Raw genomic sequence first — 24,842 nt, forward strand, 5'->3', positions numbered from 1 at the left:
GAGCTTTTTTAATGGGTTTCATGCATCAATATTTGCAAGGTTTCTGTCAGGAAAATACGAAAACTTGCAAAAAAATCAAAGCTTTTTATTAATTAAATAATTGATAATCAATGTATTAAATAGTTTTTAAGGGTCGACTAAGTAGAGTAATGAATGGATAAATTTTCATTTGGTTGATTTGGTTCTATTTTCTTATTAAGAATTGCAGCAAAGCTAGTAAAGCAATACTATTTTTGATATGTAGTAAGTTAATCATTAAAATGGGTAAACCAATTTTAAACAAAAAAGCCGATTAAATTTTCATCTAATCGGCTTTCCATTTTATGTTAAAACTCTGAGTTTATTTCAAAGTTCTTTTTACTTCTCTTTCTTCAAACCCTTCAATGACATCACCTTCTACTATGTCATTGTATCCTTTAATACTGATACCACATTCATAACCTTTCTTCACTTCTTGTACGTCATCTTTGAAACGTTTCAATTGGTCGATTTCTCCTTCGTATTTCACAATACCTTCTCTAATCAACCTGATTTTATTGTTTCTTTTAACGTAACCATCTGTCACCATACAACCTGCTACAGTACCGATTTTAGAAATCTTGAAAATCTCACGAACTTCAATGTTTCCTGTGATAAACTCTTCAGTAGTTGGTGCCAACATACCTTCCATGGCATCCTTCAACTCATTGATTGCATCATAAATAATAGAATATAATCTAATTTCTATTTCTTCATTTTCAGCAATTTTACGAGCATTTTGTGATGGCCTAACCTGGAAACCTAAAATAATGGCATCGGAAGCCGAAGCTAATAATACATCAGACTCTGAAATTGGTCCAACGGCTTTATGAATAATATTAATCTGAATCTCTTCAGTTGATAATTTCAATAATGAATCAGATAAAGCTTCAATAGAACCATCCACATCACCTTTTACAATAACATTAAGTTCTTTAAATGAACCAATTGCCAATCTACGGCCAATTTCATCCAACGTAATATGCTTCTTAGTTCGCATCGTCTGCTCACGCTGAATTTGCTCCCGTTTATTCGCAATATCTCTCGCTTCTCGGTCGGTTTCCATTACATTAAAACGATCACCTGCCTGAGGTGCTCCGTCCAAACCTAACATCAATACTGGAGTAGAAGGACCTGCTTCTTTTAGTTTCTGTCCTGTATGGTCGAACATGGCCTTCACCTTACCGTAATGGGCACCTGCTAACACTACATCTCCAACTCTTAGCGTTCCTGCCTGAATCATGATAGTTGATAAATAACCTCTACCTTTATCTAATTCTGCTTCTACCACAGTCCCCACTGCCGATTTATTTGCATTAGCCTTAAGCTCTAATACTTCTGCTTCAAGCAATACCTTTTCTAATAAGTCTTCAATGCCTTGACCTGTTTTTGCAGATACTTCCTGACACTGATATTTACCTCCCCAATCCTCAACTAAAATATTGATATTGGCTAATTGCTCTTTAATTTTTTCAGGATTAGCATTTGGCTTATCCACTTTATTAATAGCAATTACCATAGGAACACCCGCTACTTGAGCGTGGTTAATTGCTTCTTTGGTTTGAGGCATTACTGCATCATCCGCAGCCACTACAATAATGGCAACATCGGTAATTTTAGCACCCCTAGCACGCATGGCCGTAAAAGCCTCGTGACCTGGAGTATCCAAGAATGCAACTTTTTTGCCTGATTCAGTCATTACATCATAAGCACCAATGTGCTGCGTAATACCACCTGCCTCACCTGCAGTTACTTTTGATTCACGAATAAAATCTAGTAATGAAGTCTTACCATGATCAACGTGACCCATAATAGTAACGATAGGCGCTCTATCTTTCAAATCCTCTGGATTATCCTGCTCTTCAATTACTTCCGTTTCATCATCTGCCTCTGTGAATTTCACATCATAACCGAATTCATCCGCAATGATCGTGATGGTTTCTGCATCTAATCGCTGATTGATGGATGCAAAAATTCCTAAATTCATACATTTTGCTATGACATCGTTTACACTGACATCCATTAAAGATGCTAAGTCATTAGCAGAAATAAACTCTGTCGTTTTAAGTAATTTGGATTCCGATTCTTGTTGCTGAAGATCACCCTCTCTTTTATCAGCTTGAGTTTGACGCTTTTCTTTTCTGTATTTTGAACGATTACCGCTGGCTCCCGGTGATTTACCACTTAAACGAGCCATCGTCTGTTTAATCTGTTCTTGAATTTCCTTTTCTGTAGGCTCCGCCTTTTCTACTCTGCCTTTTCTTCCTCTATTTCTATCGCTTCCTCCGGCTCTATTTTGACCAGGACCTGAACCAGTACCTCTATTTGCACCCTGTCCTGGGGCTCCACTACTAGGCCTTGCATCCTGAGGTTTATTATTGGAAGCAATTCTTTTTCTTGGTCTTTTACCTCTTCTTGCTTCTTTTTTATCATCTGAAGAAGCAACGGGCTTAACGCCTTTTTTGCCTTTTCTTTCTTTCTCTTTTGGAAGTTCAATTTTACCCAGAACGGTAAGTCCTTTTAATGAATCTGCTTTTGCAGAAATAGTGGATTCTTGTGGTTGTTCTTGGGTTAGAGGTAATTTTTCTGTTGGTTTATCCTCAGCTTTCTTTTCAGATTTTGGAGCCTCCTCTTTAGGAGTTTCAGCTTTTGGCTGTTCTACTTTCTTAGGCTCTTCTTTCTTCGATTCTTCTTTTGGCTGTGCAGCTTTAGGTGAATCTTCCTGCTTGGTAGGCTCTGCTTTTTTGTCTTCTGTTTTCGGCTCTTCTTTAGTAGTTTCCGCTTTTTTCTGCTCTTCTACTTTTCCTTTTGGTGCTTCTTCGGGTGCTTTCTTTTCCGCAACAGGCGCTTGTTCTTTCTTAGGTTCTTCGGCTGGCTTTGCAGTTTGCTGAGATTTTCCTCTTCTATTTTCCTCTAAATCAATTTTTCCTAAAACCTTTGGTCCGGATAATTTTGGACTTTCCGATTTATAAACATCATCATCTTTCTTTTCTTCCTTTTTAGCAGAAGGTTGTTCGGCAGATTTCTGCACTGGTTGAGTAGACTTTTCTTTCCCTTCACCTGCATTTTTAATCAAGACTTTTTCTTCGTCATCATTATCATCGCGGTCAGTGTCTGAATCGACAACTACATTGCTATTATGCTTCTTACCAATAGACAGACTGGATGCCTCCTCTTTCTCTTGTGCTGAGGACGCGAACTCTTTGGCGAGCATTCCAAATTGCTCTTCTGTGATTTTTGAGTTTGGTTTACTATCCACCTCATAACCTTTTTTGCCCAGAAAGTCTGTGATTGTAGATAATCCTACATTCAATTTTCTGGCCGCAAGGTTGAGTCGCATCATTTTTTCTTCTGACATAAATGCTTTGTATTCTGCTAAAAAATTATTGAACCTGAGTACTAAAAATCCTTACTCAAATTCTTGACTAAATATTTTAAATATCTCGTCTATTGTTTCTTCTTCTAAATCGGTCATTCTAACCAACTCTTCTTTTCCTAATTCCAACACTCTCTTGGCAGTGTCAAGCCCAACTTTTTTCAATTCTACTATAACCCAGTCTTCTAGTACGTCATTGAACTCATCAATCAAAACATCTTCTTCCTCAGCATCAGTTAATTCACGGAATACATCTATTTCCATTCCTACTAATTTACTAGCCAACTTGATGTTTTGACCTCCTTTACCGATTGCTAAAGAGACTTGATCTGGTTTCAAATATACTGAAACTCGCTTATTTTCTGCGTCTATTTTCATAGAACTTAACTTTGCAGGGCTTAAAGCACGCTGAATGTAAAGCTCCATATTTTCTGTAAAGTTAATTACATCAATGTTTTCATTCTGCAGTTCTCTTACAATACTGTGAATTCTTGAACCTTTCATTCCTACACAAGCACCTACTGGGTCAATTCTATCGTCATAAGACTCAACTGCCACTTTAGCTCTTTCTCCCGGCTCTCTCACAATTTTTTTCATTGTGATTAACTCATCATAAACTTCTGGTACTTCTTGCTCGAATAAACGTTCTAAGAAGACCGGTGAAGTTCTTGAAAGTATGATTTTAGGGTTTCCGTTGTGCATTTCCACTCTGTGGACAACTGCTCGAACAGAATCTCCTTTTCTAAATCTGTCTTTTGGGATTTGCTCTGATTTCAACAATACCAATTCATTACCATCCGAATCGGTTAACAAAGTTTCACGGCTAAGGATTTGATACACTTCACCTGCTATGATTTCACCAACAAGTTCACTGTATTTATTGAATAAAATATCTTTCTCAAGGTCTTTTACCTTCTGAATAAGCGTCTGCCGGGCAGTAGTCACCGCTCTTCTTCCGAAGTGCTCTAACTCTACTTCTTCAGCAACTTCCTCACCGATTTCAAAATCAGGCTCGATTTTTCTTGCTTCTGTTAAGCTGATTTTATCATGATCCCAGATATCCTCAGAGTTATCGTCAACAATTTCTCTAAAACGCCAGATTTCAAGGTCACCCTTATCCGCGTTAATAATAATATCAAAGTTATCGTCCGTTTCGTATTTTTTACGAATCATAGTTTTAAATACATCCTCCAGGATACGAATCATGGTGGGACGGTCGATATTTTTTTGCCTTGCAAAATCGGCAAACGATTCTATTAAATTTGATGTGTCCATGTTACTTAAATGAAACTAAGACTTTTGTTTTGTCTATATTTTCAAAAGAAACCTTCGTTTCTTCCAACTTTATTTTCTTTTTTCCTTTTTCCTTTATTTCCTGATTAACAAGAATAAAGTCCTCTTTTGCTTCCAAAAGTTCTCCTCGGATGGCTTTTCCATCTCTAGTATCTACTTTTACTTTTCTGCCAATGTTTTTTAAATACTGCCTCAAATTAATTAGAGGATGATCCAAACCTGGGGAAGATACCTCTAAGACATAGGCATTTTCTAATACGCCATCTTCTTCCATTCGGTGCGCTAATTGACGACTCACGCTCGCGCAATAATCAATCGACACGCCTTCATCCCCATCAAGTAGTACAACAATTTTTAATTTATCGTTTCCACTAATTACAATATCCACAATAAAATATTGCGGTTCTGTGATAATCTCTCCTAAATAAGCCTTTATTTTTTCGTCTAAACCTATCATTCTACGATAAAAAAGAGGGGACTTAAAAGCCCCCTCATGATGTTGTTTTACTAACTTTGTTGCAAATTTAGAGTAAATAATTGAGCAAAACAAATAGTCCGGGCTAACAGATTTACATATTATTACTATATAAGTATAAATTCAATCATGATTTTGTACCTAAAAAGAGAATCTTATTTATAATTTTGCCTTATGGACAAAGAATTAAAGATACAAAACTCGCTGACAAGACAGAAGGAAATCTTCAAACCTATCAATCCACCATTTGTGGGTATGTATGTTTGTGGCCCAACCGTTTATAGTGATGCCCATATGGGAAATGTCAGAACATTTATGAGTTTTGATATCATTAATCGCTATTTGCGCCATCTCGGGTATAAAGTACGGTACGTAAGAAATATTACGGATGTTGGTCATTTGGTGGATGATGCCGATGATGGAGAAGATAAAATCGGCAAAAAAGCCAAGCTGGAAAATGTTGAGCCCATGGAAATTGTCCAGCGATATGCCAATGGTTTCCACAGAGTGATGGATTTATTTAACATACTTGAGCCAGACATCGAACCAACCGCAACTGGACATATAGTAGAACAAATCGAAATCAATAAGAAATTATTAGAAAATGGATGGGCTTACGAAAAAAATGGCTCCATCTATTTTGATGTCTCTAAATATAATGAAGCGCATGAGTACGGAAAATTAAGTGGGAGGAAAATAGAAGACCTGCAAAGCAACACCCGAACGTTAGATGGTCAGGATGACAAAAAGAATCCGCTAGATTTTGCCTTATGGAAAAAAGCTTCAGATGAACATATCATGCGCTGGCCTTCTCCTTGGAGCGATGGCTTTCCGGGCTGGCATTTGGAATGTACGGTTATGAGCACCAAATATTTAGGAGATACTTTTGATATTCATGGCGGTGGAATGGATTTGAAATTCCCACACCATGAGTGTGAAATAGCTCAAGCAGTAGGTGCAAATGGAAAATCACCCGTTAATTATTGGATTCATACCAATATGCTGACGGTAAATGGCCAAAAGATGAGTAAATCTCTTGGAAATTCTTTCTTGCCTACTCAATTAGTCAGCGGAAATCATGATATGCTAGATCAGGGTTATTCTCCTATGACGGTTCGCTTTTTTATGATGCAAACGCATTATTCCAGTACTTTGGATTTTAGCAATGAGGCTTTGAAAGCAGCGCAAAAAGGCTACAGAAGACTAGCCAATGGTCTGAAAATTATCAAAAGCCTCTCTTTCAAAACAGATGAAGGCAAGAAAAATGAAAACGCCATCAGCCAGATAGAACAAGCTTGTGATGCCTGCTACAAATCCATGAACGATGATTTTAACACGGCTAAAACCATTGCGCAGCTTTTTGAATTATTGAAGAAAATCAACTCCCTTCATACAGGGCAATTACAATTCAGTGAAATAGGGCAGGATACTTTTGAAATGCTATCCGAAACTTATCAGACTTTTATGGAGGAAGTTTTAGGCTTGAAAGAGGAAACACCGACTGAGGTTGACCCGATCGTTAATGCGCTAATAGAATTTTATAAAAAAGCGAAAGCGGAAAAGAATTACGATCAGGTTGATGAAATCAGAGCAATTTTGAAGACTAATAAATTGATTATTAAGGATTTGAAAACAGGAGTTGATTGGGGGTATGAAGAATAGATGGTAGTGATTAGAGGACGGAGAAAGGTGAATAGAGAATTGAGGGCTGATAATAAGTAAGTGCATATCAATTTTGTTTAGTTAGGCTTTTTATGTCTCATCCATAATCCTGCTCCTAAATGGAGAAGGGAATTTGTATTAACTTCCGCTAGCGTCTCGCTAGTGGAAATTACTTTTGCCCCAGGCATTTTTCAATTTAAGGTATATAATTCTATTATTATTAAGGCATCATTCCTTGCCGGAGGCACAAGTACCCATCACTAGCCGGAGGCTAGCGATAGGAGTCATATTAATTCAACGTCTCTCCAAGTATTTCGCCCTTTCAGGACTTGGTTAAATTTTAATTTTTCAGCCTAGGGTTTCACCCCACGCTAGGATATGAAATCCGTTCAGGACTAGGTCTATGTCTTTAAATATTAAGTTTTTCTTGGTATCAAATTAAGGGAATTCGTCAAATTTTAGCAACCCTCCATATGGAAATCACCAGTAAGTCCTGAAAGAGCTTAATATTGCTTTAATAATATCCTTTCAATTTCAGATCTCAGTTGAAGACTGCCCAGCCTCTGGCTGACAAAATTTAAAAGTTTTCAATTCTTCCCCTCAAAAATTAGTAGGATTGTTAAGCTTGATTAGCAGATCCTCTTAACTTTGTGCTATGAGTTTATTTAAAATTTCTGGTCTATTTATCATTGCTTTCCTACTGTTGATGGCTTGCGAATCAGATTATTACCCGAAACCTACCGGTTTTAACAGAATAGATTTGCCTAATCATCAATATAAAGCATTGCCAGATTCCTTTCCTTTTAGCTTTGAATATTCTACGCATGCTAAGATTTTACCCGATTCTTCTTATATCAGAGAACGTTATTGGTTTGCATTATTTTACCCAGATTTTGTGGCTGAAGTTCACTATTCCTATAAACCTCTCCACAACAATCGCGATTCTTTGAGAACAAATATTGACGATTCTTACAAACTGACCACCAAGCATCAAATCAAAGCCAGCTCCATACAGGAAACTATTATGCTTACCCCAAAAGGTAAAAAAGTATCTATAGCCGAATTAGAAGGAGATGTGCCTAGCCAGTTTCAGTTTTACACTACAGATTCTACCACCCATTTTTTAAGAGGGGCACTCTATTTTAGAACTGCTACAGAAAACGACTCATTGGCTCCTATTATAGAATATGTGAAAAAAGACATTATCCATAGTTTAAATACTTTAGAGTGGAATTAAAATGGCATCTTTTTTTAAAACGCCTATAGAATTTTTACAAGGTGTAGGACCACAGAAAGGTGCCCTACTGAATAAAGAATTAAATATTTTTACTTATGCTGATTTACTACAGCATTATCCATTCCGCTATGAAGACCGCACCCAATTCTACAAAATAAGAGAACTACATCAGCAAATGTCGAATGTCCAGATTAAAGGACAAATCCGTTCAAAACAGCTGATTGGGGACGGAAGAAAGCAACGACTGGTGGTACAATTTGCTGATGAAAGCGGGACAGTAGATTTGGTATGGTTTAAAGGCATTAATTGGATTAGCCCTAAATTAAAAAGCGGAATAGATTATGTGGTTTTTGGCCAGCCTAACCGTTTTGGAAGCAAATTTAATATAGCACACCCCGAAATAGAAATTTTAGCGCCAAGTGCTGCTCAGCAGGAATTTTTACAGCCCGTATATTCGACTACAGAAACTTTAAGAAGAAAATTTCTGGACAGCAAAGCTATTTTTAAGCTTCAAAAAACCCTTTTAAAAGAGGCTTATAATCGGATACCGGAAACACTTCCCCAGCAGACTATCCAACAATATGCATTTTTAGCCAAGAAAGATGCCGTAGCGCAAATTCACGTGCCTAAAAACCAGCAAACTTTGCAGAAGGCGCGCTTCAGAATGAAATTTGACGAGTTCTTTTTTATGCAGCTCCGACTGCTAATGCAGAAGAAAGTCAGGCTAGAAAAATTTAAAGGCCAGGTACTCCAAAAAACGGATCTACTCACCGAATTCTACAAAACACATCTTCCTTTTGATCTGACAGGTGCTCAAAAGAAAGTGATTAAGGAAATTTTCGCTGATTTTAAAAGTGGAAAGCAAATGAACCGCCTTTTACAAGGTGATGTGGGAAGTGGCAAAACGATAGTCGCTTTTATTGCTTCATTGATAGCGATTGATAGCGGAACACAAGTCGCGCTAATGGCGCCTACCCAAATTTTGGCCAACCAACATTATGAGGGCTTAAAAGAATTTGCAGATAAAATTGGCGTAAGCATCGCATTGCTGACGGGCTCTACTAAAACCAAAGCAAGAAGAATTATTCATGAAGAGTTAAAAGCAGGGGAGCTTAAAATCTTAGTGGGTACTCATGCTTTACTTGAGGAAGTCGTGCAATTCGAAAACTTAGGTCTAGCCATAGTGGATGAGCAGCATCGCTATGGCGTAGCACAAAGGGCTCGTCTCTGGAAAAAGAATGAGAATTTTGTGCCACATGTGCTGATTATGACGGCTACTCCTATTCCAAGAACGTTATCGATGTCGGTCTATGGAGATTTAGATATTTCCATCATCGATGAATTACCGGCCGGAAGAAAAGAAATCAAAACCATTCATCAATATGATGCTAATCGCTTAAAATTAAACGGCTTCATCAGGAAAGAAATCGAAAAAGGCAGACAGGTTTATGTGGTATATCCGTTGATCGAAGAATCCGAGAAATTGGATTTAAAAGATTTAATGGATGGCTATGAAAGTGTCTCAAGAGCATTTCCGGAATTTCCCATCAGCATCGTGCATGGAAAAATGAAAGCTGCTGATAAGGATTTTGAAATGGCCAGATTTGTGAAGGGAGAAACCAAAATTATGGTGGCGACTACGGTAATTGAAGTGGGCGTAAATGTTCCCAATGCTTCGGTGATGGTGATTGAAAATGCTGAAAGATTTGGTTTGGCGCAATTGCACCAGCTGAGAGGCCGAGTGGGAAGAGGAGCGGAGCAATCTTACTGTGTATTGGTGACCAGCTATAAACTCAGCAAAGAAGCCAGAACCCGGGTGGATACTATGGTGCGTACTACCGATGGATTTGAAATCGCACAAGTGGACATGGATTTAAGAGGCCCAGGAGATATGATGGGCACCCAGCAAAGTGGTCAGCTCGACCTGATGATAGGTGATTTACGAGAAGATGAACCGATTTTATCCATAGCCCGAGAAAGTGCGCAAGCCGTCATTTCTAAAGATCCCGATTTAACCTCAGAAGAAAATAGGCTAATCCGAATACAAGTAGAGCAGCAAAAGAAGAAAAATGTGAATTGGAGCAGGATATCTTGATTTAAAAGAATAGAGTCAAGATTCTTCTAGAGTCTAGAGCCTAGAGCCTAGAGCCTAGAGTCTAGAACCAAGACAAATAAAAAGTATATCCTTATTCCTTTCTAGCAAGTTGAAAATGTGAATTGGTGATTTTTTAATTAGAAATTGGTGGGATGTTAGAATCTAGACGTCTTAACCTGAGTTCGACTTTTCATCCCTGCAAAATATCTTCAATGCGTCATTTCGGTCCCGATGTAACGGGATTACATTTTCAAAAAAAACAAAATTGTCCGAAATCTTAAGATAGCATTTGGAAGGAGATACCGGATAAATTAAGACTTTTGAAAAATTAAGTCTTAATTTTCCGGCATAGCCTGCCCAGCTTTTCACGGGAACGGTACCTCTATTAATCGACCATAGGTAACTCAGGTAACTATTAATTGCGCTACCAAAATTAATTTGATCGGGATTGTAGACTTTTGATAACCGTCTGAGAAAAATTCAATAAGTTCTTAGCTGCCAACCAAACTTCAACCTAAAGTTTATAAAATTTTAAATGAAATCTCATAAAATTCCTGCTCGCTAATTGTGGCTTGTTCTTGCAAGTCTAAATCAAAAGGTCTGTTTAAATTATTGCCTGCCAAGTCTTCTGCTTTGGAAGCTACGCGTAACTTATATTCTCCTTCTGACCATTCTTTTTCAGGCACAAAACTGATTTGAGTATCTGAAACAAAAATAAATTCTCCTTCAAATTGTTGCCCCTCACAGTATATAGTCATGAATAGATGACTGGTATAATCCACAGCCTCCTGCGTTTTGATACTTAATGAATCTATCGTATTCTTTGAAGGGGTTTTCAAATACCAATCATCAAGAGAAGGGATTTTTTCATCTCTGGGGATTACTTTAAATGATTTCAGAAAGCTTTTTTCCAAATTGGCTCCATTAGCAGCTTTCAATCCTTTCCTCACTACTAATTGATACCTATTACCTGCTTCTAATACAGCACCGTATTTTATATTGGGACCAAGATCTCTTTTTATTCTGCCTGGATCAATCCATACTGTTAACAATTGTTTATTTGCATCCCATAGTTCTGGTTTAAGCGGGATTAAGGCATTTTCAATTTCTTTCGCATCGCTTAATAATTGCAAATAATCATAAACATGTCCAGTAGCCATTGGCTGGTCAAATCGGATGTAAAATTTTAAAAAATTTTCAGGTAACTCATCTGCTAAGGGGAACACATTTTTTACCTCTGGAGATTTTAATTCTTTCTGAGGAGTGAAAGAAAATAATAACTTTTCTCCATCAAAAACTTCATAAGTTGCTCCAATGGAAAAGGGAAAATAAGGGGTGAATTGAGTATTTTCATGAGCCGAAACTGCACCCGTTATTTTTTGATTTTTACCTTGCAGCCTTACATTTAAAGCTGAAAACTCTTGAGTATTTACCGTAAGGGAAATGGCTTCTTCACCTGCCCAGTTAATGGAAAAATCATATTCCTGAGCTTTAGATTCGTAAATCCAAAAACTCAGGAACAGGAAAATAATTGTTTTATAACCACCTGTCATTAGAAGTCCATAAGGTCAGGTTTCCGTCAGATTTTCTTTGCAACATCACAAATCTTTTTTCATCTAGCTGCTCAAGTTGTTGAACATTAACAAAAGGCAAAGCTATAAACTCAACCCCTGCTGTTCCGGATCTTTCCTCCACTGGCTCAGTTAATGAACCATTAAAATTGGCTACGTCAGAAATCTTTATTTTCATCACCGCTCTCGATGAATTGGCCATTAATAAATATGATTCATTTTCTTTTTCCATCACAATCATATCTAAAGGAGTATTCCAATTTCCTAATTCTGCCACAGTTCTCCCTTTAACATGTTTGCCAGGCTTTAAATCGGAGGCAGGAAATACCACTAGAGGGGTACAAGTATAGCTTGCAACGATATAATCTGTTCCGTCCATTTGTGCTGTGGTAAATGATTTTACCGGAGAATCTGTTTCGAATTGACCATGGGCAGCATGGTAAATTTCCAATGAAGACATTTCTTGTTCGTTATTAAATGGAAATGGCATCGAGCGGAAAGTTGAACCAAGTTCTTGGTTTGATAGTCCGGTCAGCATCACTTTTCCATTTGCATAATTCAAATCTGAAATGGCCCAGTTTCTCATAGAGCGGCCTCTTCTGTCCTTTGCATCAGCAGCAATGGCCTTGTCCAAAGACTGAGCTGAATAGGAAATATCCGTCAAATCAACTAGTTCCATATTCTCATTATCCAATAACTTTAATAAAGCTGGCGTTCCATTTGAATGCGTAACAGCCACATAAATTGTCTTTGATAGTGGGTTGACAGCAATGTCATTAATCGTAATATTATCTACTGTAATTCCCATCATGGCTGCAATTTTCTCATCGAAACGCTCGACAGCATAATCAGCTTTATCAGCATTAGCCATTTCGTCTTCTGTATCAACCGCAAATACCATGGCGTTTTCACTATCTCCAATAAACAAAATACCCTCCGGACCAAAGCTCAACGCATTGATGGACTTAATCTCAGGGTTACCTTTTACAAAACCGGACTTCAATGCGTTTTCAGCAAATAAAGCTGACGTAAAACAGAGTCCTAAAAACAGAGTTAATAATTTCTTTTCCATAATTTTTTAATCATCATTAAGTTTCTTAAACTGCTTAATAAAAGGAAAGTTTAACCGCCTATATAATAACCTATTAGTGAAAAGAAGATGATTTTAGCTCAGTGATCAATAATGAGATGAAAAACTCAAGTTATTACCTAATTATCAACCACAAAAAAAGTTCTCTTCACTACAATCATTTTTCCTTTATCGAAATAGATTAAATAATTTTTTATAAACTCTTAGAAGCCTTAATTTTGTTAATTATCGAATAAAAATATGGAATATTGGTTTGCCATTTATACAAAATCCCGAATGGAGAAGAAAGTTGCGGATAGGCTTACCGAACAACAAATTGAAGTCTATTGCCCTACCCAAACAGTGCTTCGTCAGTGGTCTGACCGCAAAAAAAAGGTGACTGTGGCCGTATTTCCCTCCTATGTGTTTGTGAAATTTGAGGATGATAATGAACGCTTAAAGATCTTGCAAACTCCCGGAGTGGTTAATTTCGTACGTCACCTGGGTGCTGATGCAAAAATTCGCACTAAAGAAATTGATGCGATTCAGCAGTTATTAGGGGAATATGAAGAAGTAAGTGTAGAAGCCTTCAATTTAGGTGATAAAGTGCAAATACAGCACGGGGGTATGAAAGGACAAGAAGGTAAAGTAATTCAAACGCAAAAAGACAAAGTAATTGTATATATTGAAAGTTTAGGCCTTAGCTTAAAAGCAGAAGTAAGCAAGGCGAAGGTGAAAAAAGTAGGGAAGGAAGAGGCTGGTAAAGGTGGAAAGTATCATTTTTGAGGCTAGAAGTTAGAACCTAGATATTAGAGACTAGATATTAGAGACTAGATATTAGAACCTAGATATTAGAACCTAGATATTAGAACCTAGAAACTAGAACCTAGATATTAGAGTCTAGAGCCTAGACAATAGATTACTAGCGTGCAAGCAATTTCGTTAAGTTAAGGATTTTATTACCACCTCATCCTTTATCCTTCTCCTTTTGGAGAAGGAGGATTGTCTTAACTTAACGACATTGAGCGTGCGAGTGTAACGCGTGCTTATTTCCAACGGTTTGAAGGATGCAACCGTCTAATCGCAAAACCGATAGCTTATATCGTCATTGCGAGGAACGAAGCAATCTCCCGCTGTCATGCGTTTCACAACACGTGCCCTGCTAAGTACCAGAAAATGGGACTGAAAGGGCGGAGCCGTAGATAATTAATAATCTCCGCTGGCGCGCGTTTCCAAACGCGTGACTTGCTTACCAAAAATTATTTTAGATTGAGTAAATATTTATAGTCTTATAGAGCCTTTATACTACTCCGATAAATCCGTTCGACTGTCCCCTTGAGGGGACTACAGGGGTGTTCCTAGAGGAAACTAGTAGTATAGCGCTAAAATCGAGGTCAAAAAACCTAACAAAAAACTAAACATGACAGACACCGCCATCAGCGTACAAGGCTTAGGCAAGCATTACATCATCGGACATAAAAAGCAGGGAGAATCCCATACTGCCTTTTATAAAATGCAAAAAATAAATTAAATTGCCTTATTAAAAGGGCATTATGGATAGGTTACGACAATGGTTTTATGCGAACATACAAAGAGTAGATACCTCTTTTAAGCGGTATTTATGGAATGAAATAAACTGGAATAGTCGTTTAATCATTATCACTGGAGCTCGAGGAGTTGGGAAAACCACAATTTTACTTCAATACATAAAAGCAAATCTACCAGTTAATGAGGAAACGCTTTATGTTAGCTTAGATGATATTTATTTTAGCAAAAACAGTTTAATTGATTTTGCGGAAGAATTTATAAGGGAGGGAGGAAAATATCTATTTATTGATGAAGCACAAAAATATCCGGGATGGTCAAAAGAAATTAAGAATATTTATGACAATTATCCGGATTTACAACTAGTGGTTAGCGGTTCTTCTTCAATTGAATTGCTGAAATCAGAGGGAGATTTAAGTCGCAGAGCATTATATTACAATTTAAACGGCATGTCCTTCCGTGAATATTTGAATTTTGAATATAATCATGACCTAGTTGCCTATAAGCTGGACGACCTCTTAACTCAAAGTTTAAAAATAAGCCAGGTGGTAAATGAGCAAACTAAAATATTCCCGGCATTTAATGATTATTTAAAATACGGCTATTATCCATTTTATAAAGAAGATAAAGACAGTTTTCACAAGCGATTGCAACAAGTGATTAACACTGTTTTGGAATTGGATATAAGAGATAATTTTCAAGTTGACGCAAATGCTACACATTTAATAAAAAAGTTAATGGCTGAAATTGCATCTATGGTTCCTTTTAAGCCAAACATTAAAAAATTGAGTGAAAAGATTGGGATTACGAGAGATACCCTTGTCAAATATCTTCAATTACTGGATAAAGCAGATTTAATTAGTTTGGTTTATAGCCAAGCAAGAGGGGTTAGTATTTTGAATAAACCGGAGAAAATATTGCTCAATAATTCAAATTTAGCTTATGCGCTGAATGACCAAATTAACAAAGGAAGTTTAAAAGAATCCTACTTTGTAAACCAATTAAAATTGAAACATAAAATTCGTTATGCCGAAGCAGGTGATTTTATAGTTGATGATATTATAACATTTGAGGTAGGTGGCAAAAATAAAACAAAGAAACAAATAGCAAATATTGAAAATGCCTGGATAGCAGCAGATGATATGGAATATGCAATTGGAAATAAAATCCCTCTGTGGCTTTTTGGATTTACATATTAGTAATCACAAACTCAACAATTTCGGCTAAGCTGAAAAATATAAACAAGCCAAAGGCTTGAGGCAACTCTCACAGAGCCGCAGAGGCCTCGCAAAGAAAAATTAGAGAAACTTTATAATTATTAAAAACAGAATGCAACATAACGATAAGATAAGTTCACAGAAATGAAATATTAACGTTGCGTAAACTCTGCGTCCCTGTATGCCGACAGGCAGATCCGCGGCTCTGCGAGAATATTTAAAAGCCTTTGGCTTTCAACAAAATTAAACTTAGCTAGGTAACAAACAAGACATGACAGACACCACCATCAGCGTACAAGGCTTAGGCAAGCAATACATTATTGGCCATAAGAAGCAAGGCGACTTCCGCCATGCTTTAGGCGATAAACTGAAAAACATTTTCAAGCCCGATGCCAGCGAGAAAGAAGTCTTTTGGAATCTGTATTGATATGAGATATTAATTTAGTAAATCTATTATATTAGGAAATGAAATAAACATAAAGATTCGAAGCTGAACTCCAAAATTTATCTTTACAGCCTAAAGCTGGATATTTGAATTGTAGAACTCTCATAACCAAAACATTGTTAAATTAAATTATGACAATAAAAGAAAAACTAATAGAGAAGATTAATGCGCTGGAAAAGCAAGAAAAGTTGCTAAATGAAGCTTATAACTATCTTTCTTATCTGGAATCACAGGAAGAAGATAATGTCTTCAGAGCAGCATCTGAGCAGAGTTTAAAAAAAGTTTGGGATAATACAGAAGATGACATCTATAATCAATTCGTTAGGTAGGTATGATGTAGTGGTCATAAGATTTCCGTTTTCATCACAGACGGAAACAAAAGCCCGACCAGCAATTATTATATCTGGTGATCTCTTCAATAATTCCAAAAGAGAGGATTTGATTGTTTTGGCAATATCAAGTAGTATCAAAAACAAATTGGAATTTGAACCAGAAATTATTAATTGGGAATTGGCTGGATTACTCAAGCCATCTATTTTAAAATCTGCTATAGCTACTATAGAACAAAAGACCGTTATTGAAAAATTAGGCAGATTAGATAGCAAAGATCAGAATATACTTGATGCTTTTCTTAATATAATATTAACGTAGCGCAAACTCTACTCTTATTGTGCTTATTCTGATTAAGAATTAAAAATGGTCTTAAAATTTGCTTCTTAATACAATCCGTACGACTGTCCCCTTGAGGGGACTATAGGGGTGTTATTTGAAGCAGAAAACCCTAACTAGGAAATCAAAAAACAAACCATGACAGACACCGCCATCAGCGTACAAGGCTTAGGCAAGCATTACATCATCGGACATAAAAAGGAAGGAGACTTTCGTCATGCCATCGGCAATAAACTGAAAAACATTTTCAAGCCCGATGCCAGCGAGAAAGAAGTTATTGGAATCTGTATTGATATGAGATATTAATTTAGTAAATCTATTATATTAGGAAATGAAATAAACATAAAGATTCGAAGCTGAACCCCATCATTTAACTTTATAACCTACGGCTGGATATTTGAATGGTAGAACTCTCACAACCAAAACATTGTTAAATTAAATTATGACAATAAAAGAAAAACTAATAGAAAAGATTAATGCTCTTGAATAGGTAAATTGTAATATCTATCAACTTATTTTATTTCAAAAAATTAATTTTCATATAAGATGACCTCTGAACAGTTATATTCTAAGCTTACAGCCTTGAAAACTGAATTGAAAGAAAAATATTCAGTAGAGCAATTAGCTATTTTTGGTTCATACGCAAAAGGTATGCAAAAACCAGAATCGGATATTGATATATTAGTTTCATTTCAAAAACCAATTGGCTGGTCATTTTTTGATTTGCAAGATTATTTAGAAACTCAACTTGGAAAAAAAGTAGATTTAGTGACCCCAAATGCTTTAAAAGAATTGATAAAGCAAAATATTCTTGATGAAGCTCATTACCTATGAAAGCTAAAACAAGCCAAAGGCTTGAGGCGACTCTCGCCAAGCCGCAGAGACGCGAAGGCCTCGCAAAGAAAATAAATAAGTTAAATAAAAACAGACAAGGTTTTAAACAACAAATATTTCTTTTAAATTTTTTAACGTTGCGTAAAGCTCTGCGTCTCCGCGGCTCTGCGAGAAAATCATAGAGCGCAAGCGACCAAAACTTTAGCTTAGCGAGAGATCTTAAAAACCATAAGAATTTAATTAAATCCTAAGAAAACCAAAACCCAAAGATAAAATGACCGAAAATGATATCAGTCAAAAAATACTCGATTGTAGTTTCAACATCCATAGCAAGCTAGGGCCAGGATTGTTCGAATCAGTATATGAAGAAGTTTTAAGCTACGAACTGGAAAAAGAAGGTTTAGAGGTCAAAAGACAACCCATTATTGCAGTCAATTGGGACAATCATCAAATGGATTTAGGTTTCAAAGCTGATTTGATAGTAGAAGATAAAGTAATCATAGAATTGAAATCAGTAGAATCATTACAAGCAGTTCATAAAAAGCAATTATTGACTTATTTAAAGTTAAGTGATATCAAACTGGGACTTCTGATGAACTTCAATGAAAACATGTTGAAAGACGGCATCAAAAGAATAGTAAACGGCTTATGATTCCTCGCAATGAGATAGATTCATTCGGCTAAAGCCGAAGGGCGACTCTCGCCAAGCCGCAGAGCTCGCTGAGGCCTCGCAAAGGAAAATTAAAAGATGTTATAATTATTAAAAACAGAATGCAACATAACGATAAGACCAGCTCACAGAAATCAAATATTAACGTTGCGTAAAACTCTGCGGCTCCGCGGCTCTGCGAGAATATTTAAAAGCCTTAGGCTTTCAAAAAAAAACTTAGCGAGAAAACAAACAAAACATGACAGACACCGCCATCAGCGTACAAGGCTTAGGCAAGCATTACATCATTGGCCATAAAAAGCTAGGAGACTTTCGACATATTCTTGATCTTGGAGCCTAAAGTTTATTTGAAGTGAATTGGATAAATTGAGAGCAACAATCGATCTACTGAATTAATGTTTGGTAATTAATATTAGGTCTATTTATACAATTTATCATTTCAATATACACAACTCCTTACCTAACTTCCCTTTAATTAAAATGCCCCTTTTTTATGATAGCTAAGATTCGCAATTTTTTGAAATCCCCATAATCTTTTTATTTTCATTACTTAATTCCATTATTTAGTCACAAAAAAAGTTTCAAAAAATCATTATTTCAGCATAGCTATTGAAACAACTCTATTTTAATTTTAAAAATGGCTTATTTTTTAAAGGGTCCTTTATTAGAAACTCATCTGTTTTTGCAAGTGGAGCAATAGGTGCATATTTAATTGGTTTTTTATTTACCCCTTTTATAACACGAATATACAATCCAGAGGATTATGGGGCTTTTGCATTGTTCAATGCTTTACTTGCTTTCATTTCGAGCATAATGTCATTTAATTATGCTAGTGCACTACTGCTAACCAAATCAAAAGCAGAATTTTATAGACTTGCGAGAGTTGTACTTGTGATTGCTGTTTTAATAACTGCTATACTATTAGTACTAATTTCATTGTTTAAAACATCAATCGTTCATTTATTTAATTTAAATAAGATATCAAATTATCTCTATCTTTTACCTATCCTAGGCTTATTTAGTATACTTCAATTGATAGCTGATAAATTAAATATTTATAAGAAGGAATTTAAAGTAAATGCAATTGCAAAGCTTTTTTCAGTTGGTGGGGGAAAAGGAGTTGTTTTATTTATAGGATATAATTTTGGTTCAGTTATATATGGGTTAATATCTGGTGAAGTAATCATTAGAGTTTTAAACACATTTTTGTTATTAAATAGGGAAGTAAAAACTTTCTTTACTAATTTATTTAGTGATATAAAAAAAAATAAGCTGATAGCCACAGCTAAAGATTATAAAAATTATCCGACATATATTTTCCCAACTACTATTTTAAATCAGTTATCCATTCATGCACCAGTTTTTGTAATCAGCTATGTATATCTATCAGAAGAATTAGGCTATTATTCATTAGCAATGAGTTTACTAGGTATTCCTGTTCAGGTCATCGGATTTTCAATAGGAAAAGTATATTTTCAAAAAGCTAGTGAAACCTATAATTCTAAAGATTTACTACTTTTTAAAAAACAACTTATCAACTTATTTTATTTAATTACTATTGTGGCATCAATAGGATATAGTATTGTCTTTAGCTTTGGAAACCAAATATTTACTTTTGTAGCAGGTAGTAAATGGACATTTGCTGGAGAAGTTGCTCAGTTACTATCCATTTCTTTAGCATTGCAATTAGTAGGTACAGTTATAGGGCCTGTGCTGATGGTTATAAGGAAGGAGAAAGTCCAATTCTACGCTAGCATTGTCGGTTCAATCATATTCATTTGTATGATTATTACTGGTGTCTATAAAAATTTGATATTTAGAGATTTTATTTTGTTGATAGCTATTGGTATAGCTATTAAAGATCTATTATTGATATTTTTCACATTTATTAAGGTTAAATATATTTCCGTTAAGCATGTTTTTTTTAGTTTGTTAATAATTGGATTAATTTTTTATTCATCTTATCTACTATTTATAAAGTGAGACTTAAATATTTTCATAATATCAATTTTGTAGAATAGTGAAGGTTTTATTTATTAGTATTTCCGCACCTCCTAAAAATTCTCCAGAAAGTATCCAAACTGGGAAATTTATAAAATCCCTAAGTAGAAAGTATAATATGACCTTACTTACTACAGCTTCGCAAAAAGGCTGGGCTCCTGAAGATAAGGGCTTATTACATTATTTGAATTACGTAAAATCAACTATTGAAGTAGCCAGCCTCCCATTCAATCTAATTAAAATATTAGAAAAAATAGTCCCTTCCTTAACTTCACCTGATCATTATGGGTACTTTCATTGGCTACCTTATTTTTCTATAAAAAAAATAAAGCGACCTGATATAATTATTTCTAGATCCACGCCATTTAGTTCAGCAGTCCTAGCACTAAAATTAAAAAATAAATATAATGTGCCTTGGATTATGCATTTAAGTGACCCTTGGATAGATAACCCTTTTTACAATAGACCAAAAAACATAAAGGCTATTGATACTCATTGGGAAAAACAATGTTTTGAAAATGCGGATATAATTACTTTTACATCAAAAAAAACTATTGATTTTTATTCTAGAAAATATCCAAATATTATTTCCAAATTTAGGTGGTTACCCAATGTTTATGACGCAAATGATATTTCTATTGTAGACCATAGTTTTGATGGTAAAATGAAAATAGTCTTTACTGGAAGGTTATATGGGACAAGAAATCCTTTTCTATTTATCGCTGCACTAACAAAACTAAGAACTTTAGTTCCTGATATTCACGAAAAAATTGAATTCATTTTTGCTGGTTTCGCAGATGAATTAAGTAAAAAATTGTTGGAAGAAAATACTGACATTATAAAGTATTTAGGGCATGTTACTCAAAAAGAATCGAAAAATCTACAAAATCAAGCACACATACTTTTAGTAATTGATTCATTAGAGACTGATCCAAGATATGACATGTTTTTGCCCTCAAAAGTTTTAGATTATCTTATTTCGGGAAAGAAAATAATAGCCATTACTAGAAAAACTAGTTCTACATGTGAGCTTGTAGAGAAAAGTGGTGGGAAATGCTTTAATTCTGAAATGACGGATTCTTTAGCTGAGTATTTATTGAAATGCCTAGAAAACTTTAATAACAAAGACAAAGATTTTTTCAGTAATTCATATATACCTGTAGAATATGAATTGAAGAATAATATTTCTAAACTAAAGGAATGGATTAACTCTACATCAAACATATGAAAATTGCATTGACAGGTTATTATGGGTTTGGGAATTTGGGAGATGACATTTTATTAATTACAGCAGAGAAAATAATTACTGAAATGTTTAAATCTCCACAAGTTATTATAGTAACTGAAAGTAAAAACTCTAAGTATATTAATGAACTGATTCAACCAAAATCTATAATTACATCTGCAAGTAGAATTAATGTAGATTGGATTGTTCATGGGGGTGGTGGTATATATTTTGATTTTAAGGAATCTGGATTTAAATACAGATTCCTTAACTTTATTATTAATACGATTGGAATTAATATTTATACAATTATTTATAATTTCTTATTGAAAATCCTCTGCAAAAAACGTGTCACATATAAAAATAGGCTAGGATTTGGAGTTGGTATAGGTACTTTTACGAAAAGTTCTAATAAATTCCATAAGTCAATATTGAGTTTATCTACATATGATTTACTTTTTCTAAGAGATCAGGAGAGTATATTTAATTTGAGAGAATATAATTTTGATTATCAAACATTCCAGTCTACAGATATAGCTTTTCATAGAGACGCATGGTTGAATAAACTTACCATATCTATTAATAAGAAGCAAATAGACTTAGCAATAATTCTTAGAGATTGGAGCTATGATAATCACTATCATATTAAAACATTTCTTGCAACCATAAATGCATTAAAAGATAAAGGGTATAGTTTAAGGTTTTTTTCCTTTGATGAAAATGCTGATAAGCATTATATAAAATGTATTAATGATTTATCCCTTCAATTAATAATTTGGTCCCCTAATAAGATGAAGCTAAGTTATTTTATGGAACAGCTAAGTGAATGTAGATTTTCTATCACCAGTAGGGCACATGGGGCAATTATATCTGCTTGTTTAGGGATTCCAGGTATTTGCATCGAAATTGAACCAAAATTAGGAACAGTTCAGCGAATGCTAGAAAATTCTTATCAGCTTATGTCGAATAATTTTAGCCCATCTTTTTTAGTGGAAAAAGTTCAGGATTCTTTTCAAAAAATTGATCAACTAAATAAAAATGCTCAATTAGATGCCGAGTTAAATCAGGAAAGGATAATTTCAGATTTAAATATTATGAAAGAGCAGCTAAGCAAGTATGAATAATAAAATTAGAATCATAATTATTGCTGGGACTAGACCAGAGGTTATTAAACTTTTTCCGTTGTTAAAGGAATTAGAAAGACGGGAGAAGTTTGAAATCTCCTGGATATCAACGGGGCAACACAAAGGTTTGCTTGATGGATTATATGATTATTTTGATTTCATCCCCGATTATAATTTAGATTTGATGCAAGCAAACCAAACATTGTCTTTACTCTCATCTAAAATTATTAAAGAATGTTCATCATTATTCCATAAAATAAACCCTGATTATGTAATAGTCCAAGGGGATACAACTACGGCTATGTCGGCTGCATTAGCTGCATTTTACAATAAAATTAGGGTAATACATATAGAGGCTGGCTTAAGATCATTTAATAATGAATCCCCTTATCCTGAAGAAGGAAACAGAAAAATTATAAGTGCTATCAGTTATCTAAATTTTGCTCCAACAGACCTCTCAGCGTCTAATCTTAGAAATGAAAGAGCTGCTGGGGAAATATATGTCAGTGGAAATACAGTTATAGATGCCCTTTTTTTTACTATTAATAAAATCAAAAATTCCGAAAAAAGGGAATCATACTTAGAAATTGATTCTCTAATTGACAACTATAATAAACTCATCTTAATAACAGGGCATAGAAGGGAAAATTTTGGTGAAGGAATAGAGAACATTTGTAAATCATTACAATTTTTAGCTAAGAAATTCCCTCGGAATATATTTTTATACCCTGTCCATTTGAATCCTAATGTCATAGAGCCAGTTCATAGAATGCTCAAAGACTATTCAAATATATGTTTGATAAATCCTTTGTCTTATGATGTTATGATATATACCTTATCAAAAACTTATTTGGTAATTACTGATTCTGGTGGCATTCAGGAAGAGGCTCCAAGTTTAAATATCCCCGTTCTTGTTACAAGGGATACAACAGAGCGCCAGGAAGGAATAGAATCGGGATGTGCAAAATTAATTGGGACTTCACCTAAAGATATTCAGAAGGAAGTTGAAAAGTTGTTGAATGATGAAAGTTATTATCAGTCATTCATAAAAAGTTGTAACCCTTATGGTGATGGCAATGCATCAAAAAAAATTGTTGATCAACTAATTGAAACAGAAAATCTAAAGTAGGAATATTGAGACCTATTCTGATGATTATACCTGAGTTCGGTTTTGGAGGAGCAGAAAAATCTTTTAGTGCCTTAAGTGTTGAGCTTAGTAAAAAATATGATCTTACAGTAGTGGTCTTTAATTTATTAAGAAAACCTTCCTATCCAGTAGGTGGTAAAATAGTTTCACTTAATATTGACTCTGGTTTAAGTAATTTTCAAAAATCCATTAATTTCATTAGACGAATAAACCGATTAAAAAAAATCAAAAATAAGCTATGTCCACAAGTCAGTATTAGTTTCTTAGAGGGTGCAGATTATATAAATACATTGTCAAGAAGAAACGAAGAAAAGATTATTTTAAGCATACGTGGATCTAAAATTCATGATCAAAACATAAGAGGCTTAATCGGGTTTATTCGACATAAAATATTGATACCTTTTATTTATAAGAAAGCAGATAATTTGATTTCCCTGAATTATGGAATTAAAAATGAGTTAATAAATAACTACAAAATAAATAACCCTATAGAGGTAATTCATAATTGGATTGAAACAGATCAAATTAAAGGACTAGCTGAGGAAGAATTGGAAGAAAGATTACTATCCATTTTTACTAATAGCCCGGTTTTAGTTAGCCATAGCAGATTAGCCAAAGAAAAAGGCTACGAATACATGCTTGATATATTTGCAAATATTCTTAAAAATCATCCTAATACAAAATACGTTATTATTGGAGAAGGGGAGCAAAAAAGTAATTTAATTGACAAGTGTAAAAGTTTAGGAATAACATTTTGGGTGAATAAGGGACTAAACGAACCCCAAAATAAAAATGTTTATTTTTTAGGCTATCAACCAAATCCAATTGCTCTTATTAATAGGGCGTCTATTTATGTTTTACCATCGCTGCATGAAGGTTTTGGCAATTCTTTATTAGAGGCAATGGCTTGTTCTCTTCCTGTGGTTGCTTCAGATTGTCCTTATGGACCAGCCGAAATCTTAGTTAAAAATAAGGAAAAAGCTAAATATGGAATATTACTGGATATCCCAAAAAATGAACAGGCTATTGAATTATGGAGTAATAAAATATCAGAGCTATTAAATAATAAAGTAATGCAAGAAAAATTAGGAATTAAAAGCCTAGTGAGAGCAAAACAATTTAATAAATCAGATATTTTAGAAAAATGGGAAAGCTTAATTGAAAATTAA

The 24,842-nt window shown here is 34.8% G+C and carries 21 protein-coding genes; 16 read left to right on the forward strand and 5 right to left on the reverse strand.

Annotated features, from left to right (window positions below):
- Positions 1 to 340: 340 nt before the first annotated feature.
- The 3 genes from infB to rimP are packed head-to-tail and all read right to left on the reverse strand — an operon-like array spanning position 341 to position 5,144.
- On the reverse strand, positions 341 to 3,376 hold the full coding sequence (infB, locus tag VFM92_RS16300; protein WP_325123296.1) for a translation initiation factor IF-2: 3,036 nt from the start codon (positions 3,374 to 3,376) through the stop codon (positions 341 to 343).
- A 51-nt stretch (positions 3,377 to 3,427) separates the two neighbouring features.
- Positions 3,428 to 4,669 carry a transcription termination factor NusA gene (gene nusA / locus VFM92_RS16305; RefSeq protein WP_325123297.1) on the reverse strand — a complete coding sequence of 414 codons (1,242 nt, stop codon included), beginning with the start codon at positions 4,667 to 4,669 and terminating at the stop codon, positions 3,428 to 3,430.
- Between the two features lies 1 nt (position 4,670).
- Positions 4,671 to 5,144, reverse strand: a complete 474-nt coding sequence (rimP, locus tag VFM92_RS16310; RefSeq protein ID WP_325123298.1) for a ribosome maturation factor RimP — start codon at positions 5,142 to 5,144, stop codon at positions 4,671 to 4,673.
- A gap of 192 nt (positions 5,145 to 5,336) precedes the next feature.
- Here rimP and cysS point away from each other — a divergent pair, with 192 nt between their 5' ends.
- From cysS to recG, 3 genes are all read left to right on the forward strand, one after another.
- Positions 5,337 to 6,824: a cysteine--tRNA ligase gene (gene cysS / locus VFM92_RS16315; protein ID WP_325123299.1), complete on the forward strand. Its 1,488-nt coding sequence runs from the start codon at positions 5,337 to 5,339 to the stop codon at positions 6,822 to 6,824.
- A 655-nt stretch (positions 6,825 to 7,479) separates the two neighbouring features.
- A complete protein-coding gene (gldD, locus tag VFM92_RS16320; RefSeq protein WP_325123300.1) occupies positions 7,480 to 8,061 on the forward strand; it encodes a gliding motility lipoprotein GldD in 582 nt (193 codons plus the stop codon).
- A gap of 1 nt (position 8,062) precedes the next feature.
- Positions 8,063 to 10,156, forward strand: coding sequence for an ATP-dependent DNA helicase RecG (gene recG / locus VFM92_RS16325; protein ID WP_325123301.1), 2,094 nt, complete (start codon positions 8,063 to 8,065; stop codon positions 10,154 to 10,156).
- A gap of 521 nt (positions 10,157 to 10,677) precedes the next feature.
- Here recG and VFM92_RS16330 read toward each other — a convergent pair.
- Both VFM92_RS16330 and VFM92_RS16335 read right to left on the reverse strand, forming a co-directional pair.
- On the reverse strand, positions 10,678 to 11,709 hold the full coding sequence (locus VFM92_RS16330; protein ID WP_325123302.1) for a hypothetical protein: 1,032 nt from the start codon (positions 11,707 to 11,709) through the stop codon (positions 10,678 to 10,680).
- Complete coding sequence (locus VFM92_RS16335) at positions 11,693 to 12,799, reverse strand: hypothetical protein (RefSeq protein WP_325123303.1); 1,107 nt, start codon at positions 12,797 to 12,799, stop codon at positions 11,693 to 11,695. Before VFM92_RS16335 ends, VFM92_RS16330 begins: the two co-directional genes overlap by 17 nt.
- Positions 12,800 to 13,057: 258 nt before the next feature.
- On the opposite strand from VFM92_RS16335, the gene VFM92_RS16340 reads away from it, so the two are divergent.
- From VFM92_RS16340 to VFM92_RS16400, 13 genes are all read left to right on the forward strand, one after another.
- Positions 13,058 to 13,582 (forward strand): UpxY family transcription antiterminator, encoded by a 525-nt coding sequence (locus tag VFM92_RS16340; RefSeq protein WP_325123304.1) that lies wholly within the window; start codon positions 13,058 to 13,060, stop codon positions 13,580 to 13,582.
- Between the two features lie 767 nt (positions 13,583 to 14,349).
- A complete protein-coding gene (locus tag VFM92_RS16345) occupies positions 14,350 to 15,540 on the forward strand; it encodes an ATP-binding protein (RefSeq protein ID WP_325123305.1) in 1,191 nt (396 codons plus the stop codon).
- A 289-nt stretch (positions 15,541 to 15,829) separates the two neighbouring features.
- The gene (locus VFM92_RS16350; RefSeq protein WP_325123306.1) at positions 15,830 to 15,985 is read left to right on the forward strand and encodes a hypothetical protein; all 156 of its coding nucleotides are present in this window, start codon (positions 15,830 to 15,832) and stop codon (positions 15,983 to 15,985) included.
- A 149-nt stretch (positions 15,986 to 16,134) separates the two neighbouring features.
- The gene (locus VFM92_RS16355; RefSeq protein ID WP_325123307.1) at positions 16,135 to 16,332 is read left to right on the forward strand and encodes a hypothetical protein; all 198 of its coding nucleotides are present in this window, start codon (positions 16,135 to 16,137) and stop codon (positions 16,330 to 16,332) included.
- Positions 16,304 to 16,654: a type II toxin-antitoxin system PemK/MazF family toxin gene (locus tag VFM92_RS16360; RefSeq protein ID WP_325123308.1), complete on the forward strand. Its 351-nt coding sequence runs from the start codon at positions 16,304 to 16,306 to the stop codon at positions 16,652 to 16,654. Before VFM92_RS16355 ends, VFM92_RS16360 begins: the two co-directional genes overlap by 29 nt.
- Before the next feature lie 156 nt (positions 16,655 to 16,810).
- Entirely contained in the window at positions 16,811 to 16,978 is a 168-nt protein-coding gene (locus VFM92_RS16365) for a hypothetical protein (RefSeq protein WP_325123309.1), read from the forward strand.
- A 240-nt stretch (positions 16,979 to 17,218) separates the two neighbouring features.
- Complete coding sequence (locus VFM92_RS16370; RefSeq protein ID WP_325123310.1) at positions 17,219 to 17,506, forward strand: nucleotidyltransferase family protein; 288 nt, start codon at positions 17,219 to 17,221, stop codon at positions 17,504 to 17,506.
- Between the two features lie 274 nt (positions 17,507 to 17,780).
- The gene (locus tag VFM92_RS16375; protein ID WP_325123311.1) at positions 17,781 to 18,158 is read left to right on the forward strand and encodes a GxxExxY protein; all 378 of its coding nucleotides are present in this window, start codon (positions 17,781 to 17,783) and stop codon (positions 18,156 to 18,158) included.
- Between the two features lie 627 nt (positions 18,159 to 18,785).
- Positions 18,786 to 20,159, forward strand: a complete 1,374-nt coding sequence (locus VFM92_RS16380; protein WP_325123312.1) for a lipopolysaccharide biosynthesis protein — start codon at positions 18,786 to 18,788, stop codon at positions 20,157 to 20,159.
- Between the two features lie 37 nt (positions 20,160 to 20,196).
- Entirely contained in the window at positions 20,197 to 21,405 is a 1,209-nt protein-coding gene (locus VFM92_RS16385) for a glycosyltransferase (protein ID WP_325123313.1), read from the forward strand.
- Positions 21,402 to 22,526, forward strand: a complete 1,125-nt coding sequence (locus tag VFM92_RS16390) for a polysaccharide pyruvyl transferase family protein (RefSeq protein WP_325123314.1) — start codon at positions 21,402 to 21,404, stop codon at positions 22,524 to 22,526. The genes VFM92_RS16385 and VFM92_RS16390 overlap by 4 nt, the downstream gene beginning before the upstream one ends.
- Positions 22,519 to 23,655, forward strand: a complete 1,137-nt coding sequence (wecB, locus tag VFM92_RS16395) for a non-hydrolyzing UDP-N-acetylglucosamine 2-epimerase (RefSeq protein ID WP_325123315.1) — start codon at positions 22,519 to 22,521, stop codon at positions 23,653 to 23,655. Before VFM92_RS16390 ends, wecB begins: the two co-directional genes overlap by 8 nt.
- Positions 23,656 to 23,675: 20 nt before the next feature.
- On the forward strand, positions 23,676 to 24,842 hold the full coding sequence (locus VFM92_RS16400) for a glycosyltransferase (RefSeq protein WP_325123316.1): 1,167 nt from the start codon (positions 23,676 to 23,678) through the stop codon (positions 24,840 to 24,842).

The organism is Marivirga sp. (genome assembly GCF_035704835.1).
In the GTDB taxonomy this organism is placed as follows: domain Bacteria; phylum Bacteroidota; class Bacteroidia; order Cytophagales; family Cyclobacteriaceae; genus Marivirga.

Excerpts from the sequence above, each read along its gene's own strand:
- infB (WP_325123296.1), bottom strand. The coding sequence starts at position 3,376 with ATGTCAGAAGAAAAAATGATGCGACTCAACCTTGCGGCCAGAAAATTG.
- nusA (WP_325123297.1), bottom strand. The coding sequence starts at position 4,669 with ATGGACACATCAAATTTAATAGAATCGTTTGCCGATTTTGCAAGGCAA.
- rimP (WP_325123298.1), bottom strand. The coding sequence starts at position 5,144 with ATGATAGGTTTAGACGAAAAAATAAAGGCTTATTTAGGAGAGATTATC.
- cysS (WP_325123299.1), top strand. The coding sequence starts at position 5,337 with ATGGACAAAGAATTAAAGATACAAAACTCGCTGACAAGACAGAAGGAA.
- gldD (WP_325123300.1), top strand. The coding sequence starts at position 7,480 with ATGAGTTTATTTAAAATTTCTGGTCTATTTATCATTGCTTTCCTACTG.
- recG (WP_325123301.1), top strand. The coding sequence starts at position 8,063 with ATGGCATCTTTTTTTAAAACGCCTATAGAATTTTTACAAGGTGTAGGA.
- VFM92_RS16330 (WP_325123302.1), bottom strand. The coding sequence starts at position 11,709 with ATGACAGGTGGTTATAAAACAATTATTTTCCTGTTCCTGAGTTTTTGG.
- VFM92_RS16335 (WP_325123303.1), bottom strand. The coding sequence starts at position 12,799 with ATGGAAAAGAAATTATTAACTCTGTTTTTAGGACTCTGTTTTACGTCA.
- VFM92_RS16340 (WP_325123304.1), top strand. The coding sequence starts at position 13,058 with ATGGAATATTGGTTTGCCATTTATACAAAATCCCGAATGGAGAAGAAA.
- VFM92_RS16345 (WP_325123305.1), top strand. The coding sequence starts at position 14,350 with ATGGATAGGTTACGACAATGGTTTTATGCGAACATACAAAGAGTAGAT.
- VFM92_RS16350 (WP_325123306.1), top strand. The coding sequence starts at position 15,830 with ATGACAGACACCACCATCAGCGTACAAGGCTTAGGCAAGCAATACATT.
- VFM92_RS16355 (WP_325123307.1), top strand. The coding sequence starts at position 16,135 with ATGACAATAAAAGAAAAACTAATAGAGAAGATTAATGCGCTGGAAAAG.
- VFM92_RS16360 (WP_325123308.1), top strand. The coding sequence starts at position 16,304 with ATGACATCTATAATCAATTCGTTAGGTAGGTATGATGTAGTGGTCATA.
- VFM92_RS16365 (WP_325123309.1), top strand. The coding sequence starts at position 16,811 with ATGACAGACACCGCCATCAGCGTACAAGGCTTAGGCAAGCATTACATC.
- VFM92_RS16370 (WP_325123310.1), top strand. The coding sequence starts at position 17,219 with ATGACCTCTGAACAGTTATATTCTAAGCTTACAGCCTTGAAAACTGAA.
- VFM92_RS16375 (WP_325123311.1), top strand. The coding sequence starts at position 17,781 with ATGACCGAAAATGATATCAGTCAAAAAATACTCGATTGTAGTTTCAAC.
- VFM92_RS16390 (WP_325123314.1), top strand. The coding sequence starts at position 21,402 with ATGAAAATTGCATTGACAGGTTATTATGGGTTTGGGAATTTGGGAGAT.
- wecB (WP_325123315.1), top strand. The coding sequence starts at position 22,519 with ATGAATAATAAAATTAGAATCATAATTATTGCTGGGACTAGACCAGAG.
- VFM92_RS16400 (WP_325123316.1), top strand. The coding sequence starts at position 23,676 with ATGATTATACCTGAGTTCGGTTTTGGAGGAGCAGAAAAATCTTTTAGT.